An 18,067-nucleotide genomic window follows, 5' to 3' on the forward strand; every position below is an offset into this window, starting at 1 on the left:
CAGTGACTTACTTTTAGTAAGTCACTGACTTACTTTTTCACCAAAATGAGGTAAAAAAGACCTCAAAAGCCAAAAATTTCGTTAAAACAGAAATTATTTAAAATTTTATATATTTGTTTTTTATGAAAAAAATGAATTTACATATAACACAAGAGCTTGTAAGCTTAACATGTAGTTTTCGTGGGAATCCTGATGAAGGAATCTTTCGAAACCGGACGTTGTATGTTAATTATAATGAAAACTCAGATATGATTTGATTATAAAACTAATGATATATAAAGCGTCCAATTAATTTTGGGCGCTTTTTTTATATTTTTTTTGAAAAATGGAATTTTAATTTAAACATACTAAAAACTCTTAATTGAACTCTAAGCTACTAACGTACAAAACGTTACAAAAACACTACTTATCTGGATATTATCCGGACAGTCCTTCTCTACCTTAATAACAACATAATTAACTGATTTACAATAACTTAAACCCAAAAAACACTTGTTTTATTGTAAAAATTTAGTATATTTGTACCATACTTATTAAGATACACTTAATTGGTATTATTAATAAATAAAAATTTAAAACGATGGTATTAACTAACATAAACAGAAGTATCAGCTTAGCTTATAGAAAAGGAGCAGATTACGGAACAAAAAAAGACAAGGATGTTTATTGTGGAGCAAAATATTTAATGAGGAGTTAGCAATTATTCTACACTTATATATAACAAAAAAGCGTCTTTTTAAAAAAGACGCTTTTTTTTATTAAAAAACACATTTTTAACAAGTTAAAACTTGTATAATTCGTTTTTTTTCATTATATTAAGAAGACAAAATAAATGCTATGAAAACATTAAAATTGCACATACTAAATGAAAAAGGACGTTTACTCATTCAACAAGAACGCTTACTAAAATCATCTTCATTATATATAATGTTGTCACTATTTTAGAATTAAAAATCAACTAGCGTTCATTTCAAAATTGCAAACGCTTCCTTTATGACAAAGTAGAATTCCCTGAAGTCTGTTGTACTCAATAGGCCTTAGTAGTAACGCATCTTCATGAATTGATGTTTCAATCAATTTAATTCTACCTACTAACCAAACACTTGGGTTAGATGACTATTGCCTCATTTAAAAAATGATGTAATACACACGAAAATTTATTTCGATGCTATACGAGCTGCACATGCGGCTAGGAAAACTATTGTCAAAATTTAAAAATTGAAATTATGAGAACTTTAAAATTTACACTACTAATAAGCACGTTATTTTTGTTAACTACAAGTTGTACAGACTTAACAGAAGATATTGTACCAAACAACAACGATAATCATATAGAGTTAGTTTATTCTATTGATATTGATAACCCTCTTAATCCACCAGTAGATGGGGATACAGGTGGTACTGGAAACGATAACGATGGAGGTAAAGGAAACTAACCTTTATCAATAAACTAAGCCTTTAACTTTTTGTTAAGGGCTTTTTTTTTAGATTTGTTTACTCTATAAAATTAAGATGATAAAAGATTTTATTCTATTTTTTTTGTTAATTATATTCTCTAAAAATTGCTTAGCAAACAACGTCGACTTTAAATTAGCTCAGAACGATAGTATTAATATTTGGATTAACAATTCCAGAAGTAAAAAATTGGAGGTTAATGACAAAAAAAAACTTCTTTTTAAGGCATATCAAAACATATTAAACTACAATTTAAACAAACCTCTTGAATTAAGTTCTATAGCTTATGAATATTATAAACTAAAAGATACATCGTTATTTAAAGAAGTTAATAATAAAGCTATAAAAAATTCTAGAAAAGGGAAAAACTATTATGCTCTAGGTGATGCTTATTGGAATTTTGCTACATATTATGTTAGAAAACAAAACTATCCTAAAGCATACTATTATTTTAATAAAGGATATGACGCTTTTGATAAAGGAAGCCATAAATATGAAAAAGGAAAAATGTTATTTGGTATGGCTCACATTAAAGGAAGGTATAGAGATTACTATGGAGGAGAAAACTTGACTATTAAAGCTATTGAAATTTTTAAACTTCTAAACAAAAACAAAGATCTTTATATTTCTTACAACCAACTTGCGTTATTGCAAGCAGATGTTAAAGAATATGATAAAGCTCTATTTTATTACAATAAATCTCTTGATTACTTTTCTAAAATAAAAGATAAAAAGAATGTCTATTTAGGAAGTTATAACAACATAGGTAATATATTCAGAGAAAGAGGTAATTATAGAGATGCAATTAAAACTTATAAAAAAGATTTAGATAAAAAAATAAAACCTCTTCATTATGCTACCCTTCTTGACAACATAGCATACACTAAACTTCTTCTAAAAGACACCACAGAACTTGAAAAATCTTTTTTTAAAGCTTTAACTATTAGAGATAGTTTAGGTAATAAAACTGCTATTTTAACTTCAAAAATTCATATTTCAGATTATTACAAATACATAAAAGATACTACTAAAGCTATACTTTATGCTAAAAAGGCTAATGACTTAGCTAAAGAATTAAAAAACGGGGGAGATTATTTAACTACTTTACAACAACTCGCCAATTTAGACACACAAAATTCTAAAAAATACTTAGATCGCTACATAGAGTTTAACGATAGTTTAATTAGTGCTGAACGTAGAATACAAAATAAGTTTACACGTATTGAGTTTGAAACAGATGAATACATTGAAGAAACCGAGCGATTAAGTCAACAACGTATATGGATTATAGTAACTAGTTTTGCTGGTCTACTAGTTCTTAGCTTACTATATTTTTTACGTGTACAAAAAGTAAGAAATGAAAAATTAAAACTAGAATCGGAACAACAAAAAGCTAATGAAGAAGTGTATGTATTAACACTACAACAACAAGCCAAATTAGAAGAAGAACGTGTTAACGAACGTAACCGTATCTCAGCAGAACTTCATGATGGTGTTTTAGGAAAACTTTTCGGTACTCGAGTAAATCTTGGCTTTTTAGCTATGCAAATGAAGCCTGAAACTCAAGAAAAACACCAAGCTTTTTTAGATGAGTTACAAGAGATAGAAAAGGAAATCAGAGATGTTTCCCATAGGTTAAGCGATAATTTTGATAGTTCAAATATTAACTTTACAACTATCTTAACCCAACTTTTAAAAGATAGAAGTACTATTGGTAATTTTTCTTATAAGTTTAACTTTGATAAGACCATTCCATGGAACGAAATTAACGAGGTTACTAAAGCTAACGTATACCGCATCATTCAAGAGGCTTTACAAAACATTATTAAGCATGCTAAGGCAAAAAATGTTACCTTAGACGCTTCTTTTAAGAGAGAAGAGCTTATTATTTCGTTAAAAGACGACGGAATTGGTTTTAATGCCGAGAAAAAGAAAAAGGGAATTGGAATAAAAAATATTACAGCAAGGGTACAAAAATTAGGTGGTACTTTAGAGTTTATTTCTAAAGAAAACCAAGGAACTACACTTGTTATTATAACCCCTTTTAATACTAAAAATGGAAAGTAAAAAGTATAACGCTTTAATAATTGACGATCATCCTTTAATATCAGAAGCTTATAAAAGTGCTTTTGCCTATATCGAAAGTCAAAATGAAAATATTTCTTTTCATATTCAAATAGCAAATAACTGTGGTGCTGCCAATGAAATTATAGAAACGTATTCTTCTTCTAATCGATCTATTGAAATTATTTTTTTAGATATTAGTTTACCCCCTCTAGAAGAAAAAGGTATTTTATCTGGTGAGGATTTAGGTTTGATTATAAACGAAAAACTTCCTGAGTCTAAAATTATTATCTCCACTACTTTTAACGATAATTACCGAGTACATAGTATTTTAAAAAACGTAAACCCTGATGGGTTCTTAGTTAAAAATGACATTACTCCCGTTGAGTTAGTTCATGCTATTGAAGAAGTACTTAACGACCCTCCTTACTACAGTAAAACGGTAATGAAAATGCTGAGAAATCAAGTGTCCAATGAGTATTTTTTAGATGATTTGGATAGAAAGATTTTGTATGAATTATCTATTGGTAATCGTGTAAATAAACTACCCAACATCTTACCCTTATCTTTAGCTGCTGTACAAAAAAGAAAACGACAAATGGCTAAAATATTTGAGGTTGACAATTCTGATGATCGTGATTTGATTTTAATAGCAAAAGAAAAAGGATTCTTATAAGAATCCCTTTTCACTATTTTACAATCTGTTATCAATTATATTCTGTACCACTTCAGGATTTAAGAGTGTAGAAACATCTCCTAAATTATCTAATTCATTATGTGCAATTTTTCGAAGAATACGACGCATAATTTTTCCTGAGCGTGTTTTAGGTACTCCTTCAGTAAACTGAATTTTATCCAACTTCGCTATCGGACCGATATGCTCCGTAATAATTTGATTTATCTCTTTACGTAAGTTATCTTGATTTCTTACCTCTCCGGTTTCTTTCAAAATCACATAACCATATAAAGCGTTTCCTTTTACTTCGTGCGGAAAACCAACTATAGCACTTTCTGCTACGGCAGGATGCTCATTAATGGCATCTTCTATAGGTGCAGTTCCTAAGTTATGTCCTGAAACAATTATTACATCATCTACTCTACCTGTAATTCGGTAATAGCCTACCTCATCACGAAGAGCACCATCACCAGTAAAATACATATTATCGAATGCAGAGAAATATGTTTCCTTATAACGCTGATGATTTCCCCATATAGTTCTTGCCATAGAAGGCCAAGGGTATTTTATACACAATCTTCCGTCAACCTGATTTCCTTTTACTTCTTTTCCGTTTTCATCCATCAATGCTATTTGAATTCCTGGTAAGGGCAACGTTGCGTAAGTTGGTTTTGTTGGAGTGATATAAGGTAAAGGAGAAATCATAATTCCACCAGTTTCAGTTTGCCACCAAGTATCTACAATTGGGCTTTTCTTTTTTCCAACATTATCATTATACCAGTGCCATGCTTCTTCGTTTATAGGTTCCCCTACCGTTCCTAACACTTTTACTGATGAAAGGTTATGGCTATCAACAAATTCTAAATTCTCTTTTGCTAATGCTCTAATTGCTGTGGGCGCTGTATAAAATTGATTTACGTTGTGCTTCTCTACAATTTCCCAAAAACGACCAAAATCTGGATAGCTAGGAACTCCTTCAAACATTACAGTTGTTGCTCCGTTTGCTAACGGACCATATACAATATAACTATGCCCTGTAATCCAACCAATATCTGCGGTACACCAATACACATCATTTTCTTTATAATTGAAAACATTTTTAAACGTATATGCTGTGTACACCATGTAACCAGCTGTGGTATGTAACATTCCTTTTGGACTTCCTGTTGAACCAGAAGTGTATAAAATGAATAATGGATCTTCAGCATCCATAATCTCTGGAACACAATCTTGATAAGCTTCTTCTAATAAAGGTGCTAACCACTTATCTCGTCCTTCTTTTAATTGAATATCTGAATTAATTCTTTTAGCAACTAATACATTTTCTATAGTAGGACAATCTTCTAATGCTTCATCTACAATACTCTTTAAATCAATAGTTTTTGTCCCTCTGTAGGAACCATCTGAAGTAATTACCATTTTTGCTTCGCAATCATTAACTCTCGTTGCTAATGCTGTTGATGAAAATCCTGCAAAAACAACTGAGTGTACTGCTCCGATTCGTGCGCAAGCTAAAACCGAAATAGCTAATTCTGGAATCATTGGTAAGTAAATACAAACTCTATCTCCTTTCTTTATCCCGTGGTCTTTTAAAACATTAGCAAACTTACAAACACGTTTGTGTAGTTCTTTATAAGAAATATGTTGAGCTTCTTCTTTTGGGTTGTTGGGCTCAAATAAAATAGCTGTTTTATCTCCTCTGATATGCAAATGACGGTCGATACAGTTTTCTGTAATATTTAGCTTTGCTCCTTCAAACCATTTGAACTCAGTTTTCTCAAAATTATAGTCCAAAACGGTATCCCATTTTTTCCTCCAAACAAAATGTTCTTCTGCTATTTCTTCCCAAAATAATTCTGGATTTCTAACGGACTTTCTATATACTTGAAAATATTCTTCTAATGTTTTTACGTGGTAGTTACTCATTCTTATACTCCTTTTTATTTTAGCTTAAGCTACTAAAATAAATCATTTTTAATTGTTTATCAATTTATTAATTCTTCTTCTTAAAACATATACTAACCTTCATCTTCCTGTTGCAATAAACGTGAATGTATAATGAAACGAACTCCTAAAGGAATTTCTAATGAAAAACTTGCTCCTCTTCCTTCAGTTACATCAATTGTTAAGTGCGTATGCTTCCAGTATTCATATTGATCTTTATTCATATAAAAGGGGACTTCATCTAACACACCTAACAGAATATCACTTTCATCTAAATACATTTCATCTTTAGGAAAAATCATTGGTGATGATCCATCACAACACCCTCCACTTTGATGAAAAATTAATTCGCCATATTGCTTTTTTAGTTTTTCAACTATTTCTTTTGCTGCATCTGTTATTGCTACTCTTTGCATATTACATTTTTTAATTATAAAATACTGAGCTTTAAAAAGCTCAGTATTTTCAAACAACTAAAAGAACCCTAACTTGTTTTTATCATACGATATCAACATGTTCTTAGTTTGACGATAGTAATCCATCATCATTAAATGGTTTTCTCTACCAAATCCTGATTTTTTATACCCTCCAAATGGTGCGTGGGCTGGATAAGCATGATAACAATTTACCCAAACTCTTCCTGCTTTAATAGCTCTTGGAATTTGATATAACTGATGTGCATCTCGTGTCCACACTCCTGCTCCTAATCCGTACATGGTATCATTTGCTATTTCTAGCGCTTCTGCTTCATCTTTAAACTTTGTCACACACACAACAGGCCCAAAAATTTCCTCTTGAAATACGCGCATCTTATTGTGTCCTTCTAAAATAGTTGGTTTAATATATAATCCATTTGCTAACTCTCCTTCTAGTGTATTAGCTTCTCCTCCACATAGCACTTTCGCTCCTTCTTCTTTTCCTATTTTAATATACGCTTGAATTTTTTCATATTGATCATTTGATGCTTGTGCTCCTACCATTGTGTTTACATCATACGGACTTTTTTGTACTATTGCTTCTGTTCTTGCCACCACTCGCTCCATAAACTTATCATAGATGTCTTCTTGTACTAAAATACGTGAAGGACAGGTACAAACTTCTCCTTGATTAAAAGCAAATAACACCGCTCCTTCAATTGCTTTATCTAAAAAAGCATCATCTTCATCCATTACACTATTAAAGAAGATATTTGGAGACTTACCTCCTAACTCCATCGTAACTGGATTTAAGTTTTTAGAAGCATACTGCATTATTAATTGTCCTGTAGTAGTTTCTCCTGTAAATGCTACTTTATCTATTCTTGGGCTTGATGCCAATGGTTTTCCTGCTTCTGGACCAAAACCATGAACTACATTAATAACTCCTGGAGGAAAAACATCGGCTATTTTTTCCATTAACAATGTTGCTGATGACGGAGTTTGTTCTGCTGGTTTTAATATTACACAGTTACCTGTAGCCAATGCTGGTGGCAACTTCCACGATAACATTAAAAGAGGAAAGTTCCAAGGAATAATTTGCCCCACAACCCCCAAAGGTTCTTTAATGTTCATTGATAAGGTATTTTGATCAAGCTCTGTTGCACTTCCTTCTTCTGCTCTAATGGCAGCCGCAAAATAGCGCCAATGATCTACTGCCAAAGGAACATCAGCATTTAATGTTTCTCGTATTGGTTTTCCATTATCACAGGTTTCTACTAATGCAAACTCTTCTAAATTTGCTTCAATTATATCTGCTACTTTATTTAGCAATGAAGCTCGTTCTGCTGCTGAACTGTTTCCCCAACTTTCCTTCGCTGCATTGGCTGCATCTAAAGCTAGTTCTATATCTTCTTTTTGTGATCTTGGATATTTTGCTATGATGCTATTATCAACTGGAGATTTATTTTCAAAATATTCTCCACCTAAGGGAGATACAAACTTCCCATTGATAAAATTTGCATACGTGTCTTTAAATTTTGGTTTCGTGTAACTCATAAAACTTTGTATTTTTGTTCTTTACTTAAATTAACCATCCCGAAATAACACTTCTCTAATTAACATATATTAAAAATGAATATTTCGTAATTTTTGTAAAATTAAAATATCATATAGTCAATATATTGAACGTATTTATTAAATTGTAACACATATCTATTATCTCAAAAAAAGGATAAATAGATTTTTGTACTATTGATTATGAACCATTTATTAAGTCGACATAAAGAAAGTAGAAAACTTACTACTTTAATAGAGAACAGAACTACGTATAATGCTGAATATGCTGAGTTGAATATTTTTGAGACTCATAAAAGTGCTGAACAGGTTTCTTTGACTTTTGATTTTCCTGTGATTGCAAGTATGCTCACTGGAAAAAAAGTAATGCATTTAGAAGGTATGGAACCTTTTGATTTTTTCCCTGGTGAATCTGTGGTAATGCCAACTAATAAAGAAATGATTATAGATTTCCCCTTGGCTGAAAAAAATAATCCTACTCAATGTTTGGCTTTAGGTATTGACTCTGATAAGATTGATGAGATAGTAGATAAGTTTAATCACAATGTTACTATAGAGCGCGAAAACAATAATTGGAAATTAAACGAAACTTCTTCTCACCTTGTTCATAATACGGATATTAATCATTTAGTTGGACGTTTAGTACATACGTTTACCGATCAAAACAAATCTAAAGACATTCTTCTTGATCTTATGATACAGGAATTGATTGTTAGATTATTACAAACGAAAGCTAAAGCTTTTATCTTAAACGATCCTTCTGACACGCTTACAGACACCCGCATTGGTATGGTTATTAAGTTTATAAAAAACAACCTCACAAATAAAGATATTACTGTAGAATTGTTAGCTAAGAAGGCTTGTATGAGTACATCTCATTTTCATAAAAAGTTTAAAAACACCTTAGGAATTTCTCCTATTGACTACATAAACTCTGAAAAAATTAAATTTTCTAAAAAACTTATAAAACAATCTAAAAACCTACGAATCTCTGAAATAGCTTACAAATCTGGTTTTAATAACATTAGCTATTTTAACAGACAATTTAAAAAAATGGAGATGATTACTCCTCAGCAGTTTAAAAAGTCTTTTATAAAAGAGTAAATCATTAACTTTTTAAAAAAAACTTTTATAGCTACATTTGTTTGATATGATGATATCTCTTTTTCTAGATGTTTTAAGTACTAATTTGTACATAGTCTTACTCTTTTTTATTGTGGCTATTCTATACTCTTCTGTCGGATTTGGTGGTGGTTCCAGTTACTTGGCTGTTTTAGCACTCACTGGCTTACTTTTTACACAAATAAGAGCTACAGCATTACTTTGTAATGTAATGGTTGTTACAGGTAATGTTTTACTTTATATGCAACAAAAACAATATAATTGGAAAAAGGTTATTCCGCTTACTTTATTTAGTATTCCTATGGCTTTTTTGGGTGGCTATTTACGAATAAGTCAAACTTTTTTCTTTATTCTTTTAGGTTTCACACTACTTTTTGCTGCTATTACCATGTGGAGTTCAAACAAAGTAGTTACCAACAGCAATAAAACTACCGATTTAAACATAGCAAAAAATGCAGGTTATGGCGGAATTATTGGTTTTATTTCTGGAATGGTTGGAATTGGTGGTGGTATTTTCTTAGCTCCGTTACTTCATTTAACCAATTGGGACACTCCTAAAAAAATAGCTGCTACAGCAAGCTTTTTTATTTTAGTAAATTCTATATCTGGATTGATAGGTCAATATGTGAACCCTGAATTTTCTATCGACTGGAAGCTTACTTCTATTTTATTAATTACTGTTTTTATTGGTGGTCAAATTGGTAGTAGAATGAGTAACCAATTCTTTAATTCCACACAACTGAAAAAAGCAACCGCTATTCTAATTGCCTTTGTAAGTATTCGGATTTTAATTAAGTATTTATATTAGCCAATTATTCATATTATTTTCTTCTACATAAAAAAAGCAACGTAAACACGTTGCTCTTTCATCCCCTAAACATAGATAACTATTTCTTAGCCTAACCAAGCATTCATCATCCACAATGTTTTTTCTTGTTCTGCAATAAAGTCACTCATCATTGAGTTTGTTCCTTCATCTTCTGCTTCATCAGACAAATCAAGAATTAAACGTTCTATTTTTAATAGTTCTGATAACGAATCAATAATTAATTTTACTGCTTCAACATCATTTGAAATATTTTTTCCTACTGGTACTTTTGATACACTAGTGTAATCTTCAAAAGTATGCAATGGTGTTCCTTGTAATGTTAAAATACGTTCTGCTATTAAGTCTACTTTTTCTTGTGCATCTGTATAAAATTCTTCAAACTTCATATGCAACTCAAAAAAGTTTTTCCCTTTAATATTCCAGTGTAAACCTCTTGCATTTTGGTAATATACTTGAAAGTTTGCTAGTAGGGCATTTAACTCTTTTACTAAGTTTTCAGTTTTTTGTTTATCTAATCCTAAAATTGTAGTTGACATATTGTTTTGATTTTAAGTTTTTTACTTTTTCTATTACAAATTTAAGGCAAGTTTTAACAGTTTTACTATAAACGTAATCGATTGTTTTAATATCTTTATCAAAAATTATTATTGAAATGACTATAACACAATTAAAATATACACTAGCCGTTGCTGAATATAAAAACTTCACCATAGCTGCAGAACATTGCTTTGTCACGCAACCAACGTTAAGTATGCAAATTCAGAAATTAGAAGAAGAATTAGATGCTAAAATTTTTAATCGTTCTAAAAAACCTATTGAATTAACTGAAGTTGGTAAGCGTATTGTAGAACAAGCTAAAGTAATTGTTGATGAAAGTAATCGTATTATTGATATTGTACATCAACAAAAAGGCTATGTAGGTGGTGAGTTTAGACTAGGAATAATCCCTACAATTATGCCTACACTACTTCCTATGTTTTTAAAAACATTTAGTAAGAACTACCCTAAAGTTCAATTAGTTATTGAAGAATTAACTACAGAAGAAATTGTTAGAAAGTTAATGGATGGTTATATAGATGCTGCTATTGCTGCTACTCCATTAGAAAATGAAGCCATAAAAGAGCGTGTTTTGTATTATGAACCTTTTGTAGGTTTAGTTCCAAGTGAACATCGATTATTTAAACAAAAGAAATTAAAAGTTGATGATTTAGAAGTTGATGATATTTTATTGTTAGAAGACGGACATTGTTTTAAAGACAGTGTAATTAATCTTTGTAGAACTAATAAAAGAAGCTCTACGCATCACTTTCAGTTAGAAAGTGGAAGTTTTGATACATTAATAAAGTTATCTAAAGACGGATTAGGAATGACCTTACTTCCTTATTTAAATACGTTGGATTTAAATGAACGAGACAAAACTCATTTAAGAGAATTTGAATCTCCATCTCCTGCACGTGAAGTTAGCTTGATTTATCACAAATCGCAATTAAAAATGCAATTGATTGAAGCTTTAAAAAGTACTATTGACAGTGTAATTAGAGGCGCTATTGCTTTTAGTGATGTAGAAATTATAAGTCCACTTCAGAAAAAATAAACCTCATTAAGCTAACATTTTAAAATAACTGACCTAGCTATGGGATGGAAAATATCATGCGTAATTATTAACTCTAACAAAGAAATAGAGAAAGAAAAACTCTTAAATAGTATCGGTTTTCATAATCTAAAAAAAATAGTTCCTAAAACGTTTGAAGAGGTTATGTTACCTCCTGGTAATACCGTTTATATTACAAAATACAAAGGAAATTGGATAATATGTGAACAAGAATTACCCATAAAATCATTTGAAGAAAATACTTCCTATGAGGAAAATACACTATCTGATTTTTTCCCTGATACAGAAATATGTTCTATTGCTCTTCAAAGCACTGTTAATTTTTGGGGATATTCTGTTACTAAAAATAATCAAAAATTAAGGGTTAAAGGAGGAACATCAGAACTAGGCACCTTTATTGATTTCGGTAAACCTCTTAAAGAGGAAGAAAAACTATTATCTAAGTCAAAAATAGATGAAAATGGAAATAGGTTTTATAATTTCGATGAATTTACTGAAGGAGAATTTACTGAAGATCAAGTAGGTGAAAATTTTGTATTTGAGTTATGTACAAGGTATTTTGGAAAGCAATTGGATTCAGATGATGAGTTATTATTTGATACTAATTTCGAAGGATATAGTTTTTCAAAAACACCTACTAACATAAGAAAAGTTTCTTCTCCTCTTGATAACTTAAATAAAAACACTCAACTAAACACGAAATTTCTAAAGTATCTATTATTTATAGTTGTAATAATCATTATACGCCTAATTCTAAAAAACACATAAAAAATCCCGCTAATAGCGGGATTTTTTATTTTTTATCGCTCTGCGATTTAAAAACTATATTCTGATAAAGGTTTTGGAAAATCTTCTGGATTTGCAGCTAAGTGATAACGAGGGTCATCTACTGCTTCTTCAATAACATCTGCAAAAATCGGGCTTGCTTTATATAACAATACCTTACAATCTTCACTTAAATGTTTTAAGGTTACCTTCTTCCCTGCTTTTTGATATTTTTCTACTAATATAAAAATAGCTTCAATAGCTGAATGGTCTGAAATACGCGATTCTACAAAATCAATTTCCACATTAGCAGGATCATTTTTAATATCAAACTTTTCGTTAAAAGCAGTAATACTTCCGAAGAATAATGGTCCCCAAATTTCGTAAATCTTAGTTCCATCTTCTTTAAAACGTTTTCTCGCTCTAATTTTTTTTGCATTTTCCCAAGCAAAAACTAATGCTGAAATAATTACCCCAACAAATACAGCAATTGCTAAATCAAAAATTACAGTTACCGCAGATACTATAATTAATACAATTGCATCCGATTTTGGAATTTTATTCATAATTCTAAAACTAGACCATGCGAACGTATCAATAACCATCATAAACATTACTCCTACTAAAGCTGCGATAGGTACTTGCTCAATATATTTATCAGCAAAAAGGATAAAAATTAACAAGGTAACCGCCATCATAACTCCTGATAAGCGTCCTCTACCACCTGCATTAATATTAATTACGGTTTGACCAATCATACCACAACCACCTGTTCCACCAAACAATCCGCTTAACATATTTCCAGCTCCTTGTGCCACACATTCTTTATTCCCATCACCTCTTGAGTCTGTTAACTCATCCACTAAATTCATCGTCATTAACGTTTCAATCAACCCAACTGAAGCTGCTAAAAAGGCATACGGTGCAATAAACTTTAAGGTATCTAAATTAAATGGCAAATTACTCCAAAGTTCTGCTAAATTCATTTTCTTAGAAATTTCATCAAAACCATTTAAACCAGCTCCTCCTCCATCTCTAATAAAATCTCCAACATTTATAGACTCTAATCCACCGAAAATAGATACAAACGTAACAATTAAAATAGCTGTTAACGCTGCTGGTACTTTTGTTGTTAATTTTGGAAGCAACCATATAATTAGCATCGTTAACAACACTAACCCAACCATAGTATATAGCTTTGCTCCTTGTAAAGTAGATTTTACTACCCCACTATCTTTTACTGAATAAAATCCGCCATTTTCAATATTATAAACAACTTTTTTTGTTTTTGCATCAAAAACTTGTGTTTCTGATTTTACAAAAACTTCCTGGTTTGTTTCATTATTAATAATTGAATTTCCTTTAATTGAAAACAATGCAGCACTTGATACTAGATCTTGTACCTCATTATCTGCAACTTTATACACCAACTCTTTCGATTCAGTTTTACGCATATTTTGACCAAAAATGTCCTTCTTATTTTCTTTGAACATTCCTAGTTGAGCTATAAAAATAACTATAGCTAAACCATTTACGAATCCCATCATTACTGGATGTGGAATTAACCGAACTAATTTCCCTAATTTAAATACTCCTGCTAACACTTGAATAACTCCCATTAAAACTACAGCTGCTAGTAAATAAAAGTATCCCATATTTTCTACAGGAGTATCAAACAGCAGTCCTTTTGCATGTCCTTCTTGTATCATGTTTACAAAAATTACAGCCACAGCACCAGCTGCCCCTGAAATTAAACCAGGTCTTCCTCCAAAAATTGCAGAAACAATCCCTACCACGAAAGCTCCAAACAAAGCTACAATAGGACTAATTTGAGCTACGAAAGCAAAAGCTACTACCTCTGGTATCATTGCTAACGATACCGTAATACCTGCTAAAGAATCATCTTTTATGTTAATCTTCTTACCTTTAATGTATTTCATCATAATTTCTAAGAGTCTTTTGTAAAAGTGCGCAAATGTAAAGATAATTTTATAGACCAAGTTTTAGGTTTCATTAAGTTTAATTTTGTCAGCGTAAATTTTTGCCTTAATTTTGAACGTTGAACTATCAAACCAATTTGGTAGCAACAAATGAGCAGAAAAACACTACTTACTTCGAAAGAAATTGAAATCATTCTGCATCGATTAGCGTGTCAGTTAATCGAGAATCACAACGATTTTTCTAATACCGTTTTAATAGGATTACAACCTAGAGGCTCTTATTTAGCAAATCGATTGGCTAAATTATTAAGAGAAGAGTATCAAATTAAAGGCCTAAAATTAGGCTTGTTAGATATTACCTTTTATCGTGATGATTTTCGCAGAAGAGAAGAACCATTAGAAGCCACCTCTACACAAATTGACTTTTTAATTGAAGGAAAAAAGGTGGTTATTATTGATGACGTATTATTTTCAGGAAGAAGCGTTCGAAGTGCTTTAACAGCACTACAATCATACGGAAGACCTGATAATATTGAGTTATTAGTATTAATAGATCGTCGCTTTAGCCGTCATCTACCAATTCAACCTAATTATAGAGGAAGACAAGTAGATGCCATCAATGAAGAAAAAGTAGTTGTGAACTGGCAAGAAACTCATAAAGAAGATACAATTTACCTTGAACCCAAGCCCTCAAAGCTTGATTAGTTATGATTAAAAAAACAAACTAAAATGAAGCAGTTAAGTGTTGAACATTTATTAGGAATTAAATACCTTAACAAAAATGACCTTGAGCTTATTTTTGAAACTGCCGCTCATTTTAAAGAAGTCATTAACCGACCTATAAAAAAGGTTCCTTCGTTACGTGATATTACCATCGCTAATTTATTTTTTGAAAATAGCACACGTACAAAGCTTTCTTTTGAATTAGCAGAAAAACGTTTATCTGCTGATGTTATTAATTTTTCTGCAGGGCAATCTTCAGTAAAAAAAGGAGAAACTTTAATTGATACTGTTAACAATATTTTGTCGATGAAAGTTGATATTGTTGTGATGCGACATTCAAATGTAGGAGCAGGAATTTTCTTATCAAACCATGTAGATGCTAAAATTATTAATGCTGGAGATGGCACACATGAACACCCAACCCAAGCATTATTAGATAGTTTTTCTATGCGGGAAGCTTTAAATAGCGACTTAAAAGGAAAGAAAATTGTAATTGTAGGTGATGTTTTACACTCACGTGTAGCTTTATCAAATATTTTTGCACTACAATTACAAGGAGCTAAAGTAAAAGTTTGCGGACCTAGTACGTTAATTCCTAGATACATTTCTAGTTTAGGAGTTGAAGTGGAAACAAATCTAAAAAAAGCTTTAGAGTGGTGTGATGTTGCTAATGTATTACGTGTGCAACACGAACGTATGGATATAAAATACTTTCCATCAACTAGAGAATACACACAACTTTTTGGTATTAACAAAGAAATATTAGACAGTCTTGGCAAAAAAATTGTCATAATGCACCCTGGACCTATTAATAGAGGGGTAGAACTAACAAGTGATGTTGCCGACAGTGATCAATCAATTATTCTAAACCAAGTAGAAAATGGAGTTGCTGTTCGTATGGCAGTTATTTATTTGTTAGCACAACAAATAAAAAGATAGTCATGAATATAACTGATAAAACTAATTACATCCTAGTAACTTCTGATGAAAGAACATTTTCTGACTTCTTTGAAAGCTTTGAAAATGAACATGTAAACCTTACAGATAAAAATTTAATTGTTGTAATTTCAGAAGAATTTAATCCCTCTAACAAAAATATTTTACTATTTTTGGAATACGCAGAAAAACATCAAAACAATGGCACATCTTTTGTTGTTATATCTAAAGATGTTACTATTGATGATTTTCCTGAAACTTTTAACATTGTTCCTACTTTAATTGAAGCAGAAGATGTTATAGAAATGGAAAACATTCAGCGTGATTTAGGTTTTTAACCTTTAATTTTAATAATTATCCATCCCCTAAACGATAATTTATGATAAAAAAAATACTTTTTATAACTTTTTTCTTAACTATTTCTGTTGCTTTTTCACAAGAAAAATCAATTAATAAGTTAATAGCATCTCCTAACCCTTTTACGAACAATACTACTATTTACTTTAATGCTAAACATAGTCAAACAGTTATTTTAACTGTTAGAAATGTACTAGGTAAAACTGTTTATAATAAAGAGCTTAAAGTGGTTAAGGGACGTAACTCTTTCCCTTTTCAACGTAATGATTTAAAGTCTGGTATGTACATTTATGCAATACAAAGTAATAAAGAAATAATTTCAAAACGCTTTGTAATCAAATAAATGAGTTTACACTTAACTGTTTTAGGTTGTCATTCTGCTACTCCAAGAGCTAATGCCTACCCTACCGCTCAATACTTAGAAATTAACAATCGTCATTTTTTAATTGATTGTGGAGAAGGTACACAACGCCAAATGCGAAAATACAAGGTTGGTTTTTCAAAAATAAACCATATTTTTATTTCTCATTTGCATGGTGATCATTTTTTTGGTTTGGTTGGACTCATCGCTACTTTTGGGATTCTAAACAGAGAAAAAGAGTTACATATTTACGGCCCAAAAGGCATAAAAGAAGTGACAACACTTCAGTTAAAAATTTCAAAATCGTGGACTAAGTACCCTATTACTTTTCACGAATTAGAATCAAAAGAAAGTGAGCTTATTTTTGAAGATGATAAAGTTTCTGTAAGAACCATTCCTTTAAATCATAGAGTGTATACTAACGGTTTTTTATTTACTGAAAAACCTAAACTTAGAAAGTTACACATTGAGAATATTCAGCAATATAACGAAATAGAAACTTGTGACTTTCATAACATTAAAGCTGGTAAAGACTTTACACTCTCTACGGGTGAAGTAATTCCTAATGAAGAGCTTACAATTGATCCTCCTAAACCTTTAAGTTTTGCTTTCTGTAGTGATACTGCCTATAAACCAGACATTGTCCCTATTATTAAAGATGTAGACTTGTTATACCACGAAGCTACATTTTTAAAAGACAGAGAAGATTTATGTGATAAAACTAAACATTCTACTGCAGAACAAGCAGCTTCTATTGCTAGTAAAGCAAATGCAAACAAATTAATTATTGGGCATTATTCTAGCAGGTATAAAAACATTAACGATTTTAAAATTGAGGCTCAAACAGTTTTTAAGAATACTGAATTAGCGGAAGCAGGGAAACGATATAGTACTAATTCTTTTCCTGTTGAAATTTTAAATTAATACTGCTTTGTTGATAGAAGTACCAAAGTACATGCTATTTCACTCTCAATACCATTTTCCTTTAACAACTCCATAAGCTCAATATTTTCGGTTCCAGGGTTAAAAATCACTCTGCGAGGTTGTAAGTTAATTATATACTCATAATAAGATTCCTGTCGCTTTGGATTTAAATATAAAGTTACAGTATCAATATTTTCGAAAAAAATATTTTCTGTTTTAATAGCTACATCTGCAACAATTCCTTTTTGTAAACCAATTGCTACAGTTTCTATTCCATTATCTCTTAGCCTTTTAATAGCTATATTCGAATATCTAGAGGATTTTAAAGAGGCTCCTAGTACCAAAGTTCGTTTTTTCATTTTCTGTTA

18 protein-coding genes are annotated in these 18,067 nt (G+C 30.8%); 12 read left to right on the top strand and 6 right to left on the bottom strand.

The window, feature by feature from the left end; translation table 11 throughout:
- Positions 1-1,226 precede the first annotated feature (1,226 nt).
- The 3 genes from ABMY20_RS10810 (at position 1,227) to ABMY20_RS10820 (ending at position 4,195) form a co-directional block, all read left to right on the top strand.
- Positions 1,227-1,436, top strand: a complete 210-nt coding sequence (locus ABMY20_RS10810; RefSeq protein WP_349265290.1) for a hypothetical protein — start codon at positions 1,227-1,229, stop codon at positions 1,434-1,436.
- Positions 1,437-1,512: 76 nt separating this feature from the next.
- Entirely contained in the window at positions 1,513-3,522 is a 2,010-nt protein-coding gene (locus ABMY20_RS10815) for a tetratricopeptide repeat protein (protein ID WP_349265291.1), read from the top strand.
- Positions 3,512-4,195, top strand: a complete 684-nt coding sequence (locus tag ABMY20_RS10820) for a DNA-binding response regulator (RefSeq protein ID WP_349265292.1) — start codon at positions 3,512-3,514, stop codon at positions 4,193-4,195. The genes ABMY20_RS10815 and ABMY20_RS10820 overlap by 11 nt, the downstream gene beginning before the upstream one ends.
- An 18-nt stretch (positions 4,196-4,213) precedes the next feature.
- Here the strand turns inward: ABMY20_RS10820 and acs are convergent, their stop codons facing one another.
- The 3 genes from acs to ABMY20_RS10835 all read right to left on the bottom strand — a co-directional run bounded on the left by acs (position 4,214) and on the right by ABMY20_RS10835 (position 8,112).
- Positions 4,214-6,121, bottom strand: coding sequence for an acetate--CoA ligase (gene acs / locus ABMY20_RS10825; RefSeq protein ID WP_281980251.1), 1,908 nt, complete (start codon positions 6,119-6,121; stop codon positions 4,214-4,216).
- Between the two features lie 92 nt (positions 6,122-6,213).
- A complete protein-coding gene (locus ABMY20_RS10830; protein WP_349265293.1) occupies positions 6,214-6,555 on the bottom strand; it encodes a DUF779 domain-containing protein in 342 nt (113 codons plus the stop codon).
- Positions 6,556-6,612: 57 nt separating this feature from the next.
- Entirely contained in the window at positions 6,613-8,112 is a 1,500-nt protein-coding gene (locus tag ABMY20_RS10835) for an aldehyde dehydrogenase family protein (RefSeq protein WP_349265294.1), read from the bottom strand.
- A 201-nt stretch (positions 8,113-8,313) separates the two neighbouring features.
- Between ABMY20_RS10835 and ABMY20_RS10840 the strand changes: the two genes are divergently transcribed.
- Positions 8,314-9,234: an AraC family transcriptional regulator gene (locus ABMY20_RS10840; protein WP_073183104.1), complete on the top strand. Its 921-nt coding sequence runs from the start codon at positions 8,314-8,316 to the stop codon at positions 9,232-9,234.
- Between the two features lie 46 nt (positions 9,235-9,280).
- A complete protein-coding gene (locus tag ABMY20_RS10845; protein ID WP_159490790.1) occupies positions 9,281-10,060 on the top strand; it encodes a sulfite exporter TauE/SafE family protein in 780 nt (259 codons plus the stop codon).
- An 86-nt stretch (positions 10,061-10,146) separates the two neighbouring features.
- On the opposite strand, the gene ABMY20_RS10850 is transcribed toward ABMY20_RS10845, so the two are convergent.
- Positions 10,147-10,617 (bottom strand): Dps family protein, encoded by a 471-nt coding sequence (locus tag ABMY20_RS10850; RefSeq protein ID WP_047789721.1) that lies wholly within the window; start codon positions 10,615-10,617, stop codon positions 10,147-10,149.
- 116 nt (positions 10,618-10,733) lie between these two features.
- On the opposite strand from ABMY20_RS10850, the gene ABMY20_RS10855 reads away from it, so the two are divergent.
- Entirely contained in the window at positions 10,734-11,675 is a 942-nt protein-coding gene (locus ABMY20_RS10855; protein WP_047789720.1) for a hydrogen peroxide-inducible genes activator, read from the top strand.
- A 39-nt stretch (positions 11,676-11,714) separates the two neighbouring features.
- Positions 11,715-12,461, top strand: coding sequence for a hypothetical protein (locus tag ABMY20_RS10860; protein ID WP_281980248.1), 747 nt, complete (start codon positions 11,715-11,717; stop codon positions 12,459-12,461).
- Between the two features lie 47 nt (positions 12,462-12,508).
- Here ABMY20_RS10860 and ABMY20_RS10865 read toward each other — a convergent pair whose 3' ends face one another.
- On the bottom strand, positions 12,509-14,401 hold the full coding sequence (locus ABMY20_RS10865) for a SulP family inorganic anion transporter (RefSeq protein ID WP_349265295.1): 1,893 nt from the start codon (positions 14,399-14,401) through the stop codon (positions 12,509-12,511).
- Positions 14,402-14,548: 147 nt separating this feature from the next.
- On the opposite strand from ABMY20_RS10865, the gene pyrR reads away from it, so the two are divergent.
- From pyrR to ABMY20_RS10890, 5 genes are read left to right on the top strand one after another with little or no spacing between them, the layout of a single operon-like run.
- Positions 14,549-15,103: a bifunctional pyr operon transcriptional regulator/uracil phosphoribosyltransferase PyrR gene (pyrR, locus tag ABMY20_RS10870; RefSeq protein WP_073183111.1), complete on the top strand. Its 555-nt coding sequence runs from the start codon at positions 14,549-14,551 to the stop codon at positions 15,101-15,103.
- Between the two features lie 24 nt (positions 15,104-15,127).
- The gene (locus tag ABMY20_RS10875; RefSeq protein WP_159490782.1) at positions 15,128-16,060 is read left to right on the top strand and encodes an aspartate carbamoyltransferase catalytic subunit; all 933 of its coding nucleotides are present in this window, start codon (positions 15,128-15,130) and stop codon (positions 16,058-16,060) included.
- 2 nt (positions 16,061-16,062) lie between these two features.
- The gene (locus ABMY20_RS10880; RefSeq protein ID WP_349265296.1) at positions 16,063-16,395 is read left to right on the top strand and encodes a hypothetical protein; all 333 of its coding nucleotides are present in this window, start codon (positions 16,063-16,065) and stop codon (positions 16,393-16,395) included.
- Positions 16,396-16,436: 41 nt separating this feature from the next.
- The gene (locus tag ABMY20_RS10885) at positions 16,437-16,757 is read left to right on the top strand and encodes a T9SS type A sorting domain-containing protein (RefSeq protein WP_073183117.1); all 321 of its coding nucleotides are present in this window, start codon (positions 16,437-16,439) and stop codon (positions 16,755-16,757) included.
- Positions 16,758-17,699, top strand: coding sequence for a ribonuclease Z (locus ABMY20_RS10890; RefSeq protein ID WP_349265297.1), 942 nt, complete (start codon positions 16,758-16,760; stop codon positions 17,697-17,699).
- On the opposite strand, the gene ABMY20_RS10895 is transcribed toward ABMY20_RS10890, so the two are convergent.
- Positions 17,696-18,058, bottom strand: a complete 363-nt coding sequence (locus ABMY20_RS10895) for a CoA-binding protein (protein ID WP_047789712.1) — start codon at positions 18,056-18,058, stop codon at positions 17,696-17,698. The genes ABMY20_RS10890 and ABMY20_RS10895 overlap by 4 nt on opposite strands.
- Positions 18,059-18,067: the final 9 nt, after the last annotated feature.

The organism is Tenacibaculum sp. SSH1-16, from assembly GCF_040104435.1.
Lineage (GTDB): Bacteria > Bacteroidota > Bacteroidia > Flavobacteriales > Flavobacteriaceae > Polaribacter > Polaribacter mesophilus.

Excerpts from the sequence above, each read along its gene's own strand:
- ABMY20_RS10815 (WP_349265291.1), top strand. The coding sequence starts at position 1,513 with ATGATAAAAGATTTTATTCTATTTTTTTTGTTAATTATATTCTCTAAA.
- acs (WP_281980251.1), bottom strand. The coding sequence starts at position 6,121 with ATGAGTAACTACCACGTAAAAACATTAGAAGAATATTTTCAAGTATAT.
- ABMY20_RS10875 (WP_159490782.1), top strand. The coding sequence starts at position 15,128 with ATGAAGCAGTTAAGTGTTGAACATTTATTAGGAATTAAATACCTTAAC.
- ABMY20_RS10840 (WP_073183104.1), top strand. The coding sequence starts at position 8,314 with ATGAACCATTTATTAAGTCGACATAAAGAAAGTAGAAAACTTACTACT.
- ABMY20_RS10860 (WP_281980248.1), top strand. The coding sequence starts at position 11,715 with ATGGGATGGAAAATATCATGCGTAATTATTAACTCTAACAAAGAAATA.
- ABMY20_RS10865 (WP_349265295.1), bottom strand. The coding sequence starts at position 14,401 with ATGATGAAATACATTAAAGGTAAGAAGATTAACATAAAAGATGATTCT.
- ABMY20_RS10835 (WP_349265294.1), bottom strand. The coding sequence starts at position 8,112 with ATGAGTTACACGAAACCAAAATTTAAAGACACGTATGCAAATTTTATC.
- ABMY20_RS10850 (WP_047789721.1), bottom strand. The coding sequence starts at position 10,617 with ATGTCAACTACAATTTTAGGATTAGATAAACAAAAAACTGAAAACTTA.
- ABMY20_RS10890 (WP_349265297.1), top strand. The coding sequence starts at position 16,758 with ATGAGTTTACACTTAACTGTTTTAGGTTGTCATTCTGCTACTCCAAGA.
- ABMY20_RS10885 (WP_073183117.1), top strand. The coding sequence starts at position 16,437 with ATGATAAAAAAAATACTTTTTATAACTTTTTTCTTAACTATTTCTGTT.
- ABMY20_RS10810 (WP_349265290.1), top strand. The coding sequence starts at position 1,227 with ATGAGAACTTTAAAATTTACACTACTAATAAGCACGTTATTTTTGTTA.
- pyrR (WP_073183111.1), top strand. The coding sequence starts at position 14,549 with ATGAGCAGAAAAACACTACTTACTTCGAAAGAAATTGAAATCATTCTG.
- ABMY20_RS10830 (WP_349265293.1), bottom strand. The coding sequence starts at position 6,555 with ATGCAAAGAGTAGCAATAACAGATGCAGCAAAAGAAATAGTTGAAAAA.
- ABMY20_RS10820 (WP_349265292.1), top strand. The coding sequence starts at position 3,512 with ATGGAAAGTAAAAAGTATAACGCTTTAATAATTGACGATCATCCTTTA.
- ABMY20_RS10845 (WP_159490790.1), top strand. The coding sequence starts at position 9,281 with ATGATGATATCTCTTTTTCTAGATGTTTTAAGTACTAATTTGTACATA.
- ABMY20_RS10895 (WP_047789712.1), bottom strand. The coding sequence starts at position 18,058 with ATGAAAAAACGAACTTTGGTACTAGGAGCCTCTTTAAAATCCTCTAGA.
- ABMY20_RS10855 (WP_047789720.1), top strand. The coding sequence starts at position 10,734 with ATGACTATAACACAATTAAAATATACACTAGCCGTTGCTGAATATAAA.
- ABMY20_RS10880 (WP_349265296.1), top strand. The coding sequence starts at position 16,063 with ATGAATATAACTGATAAAACTAATTACATCCTAGTAACTTCTGATGAA.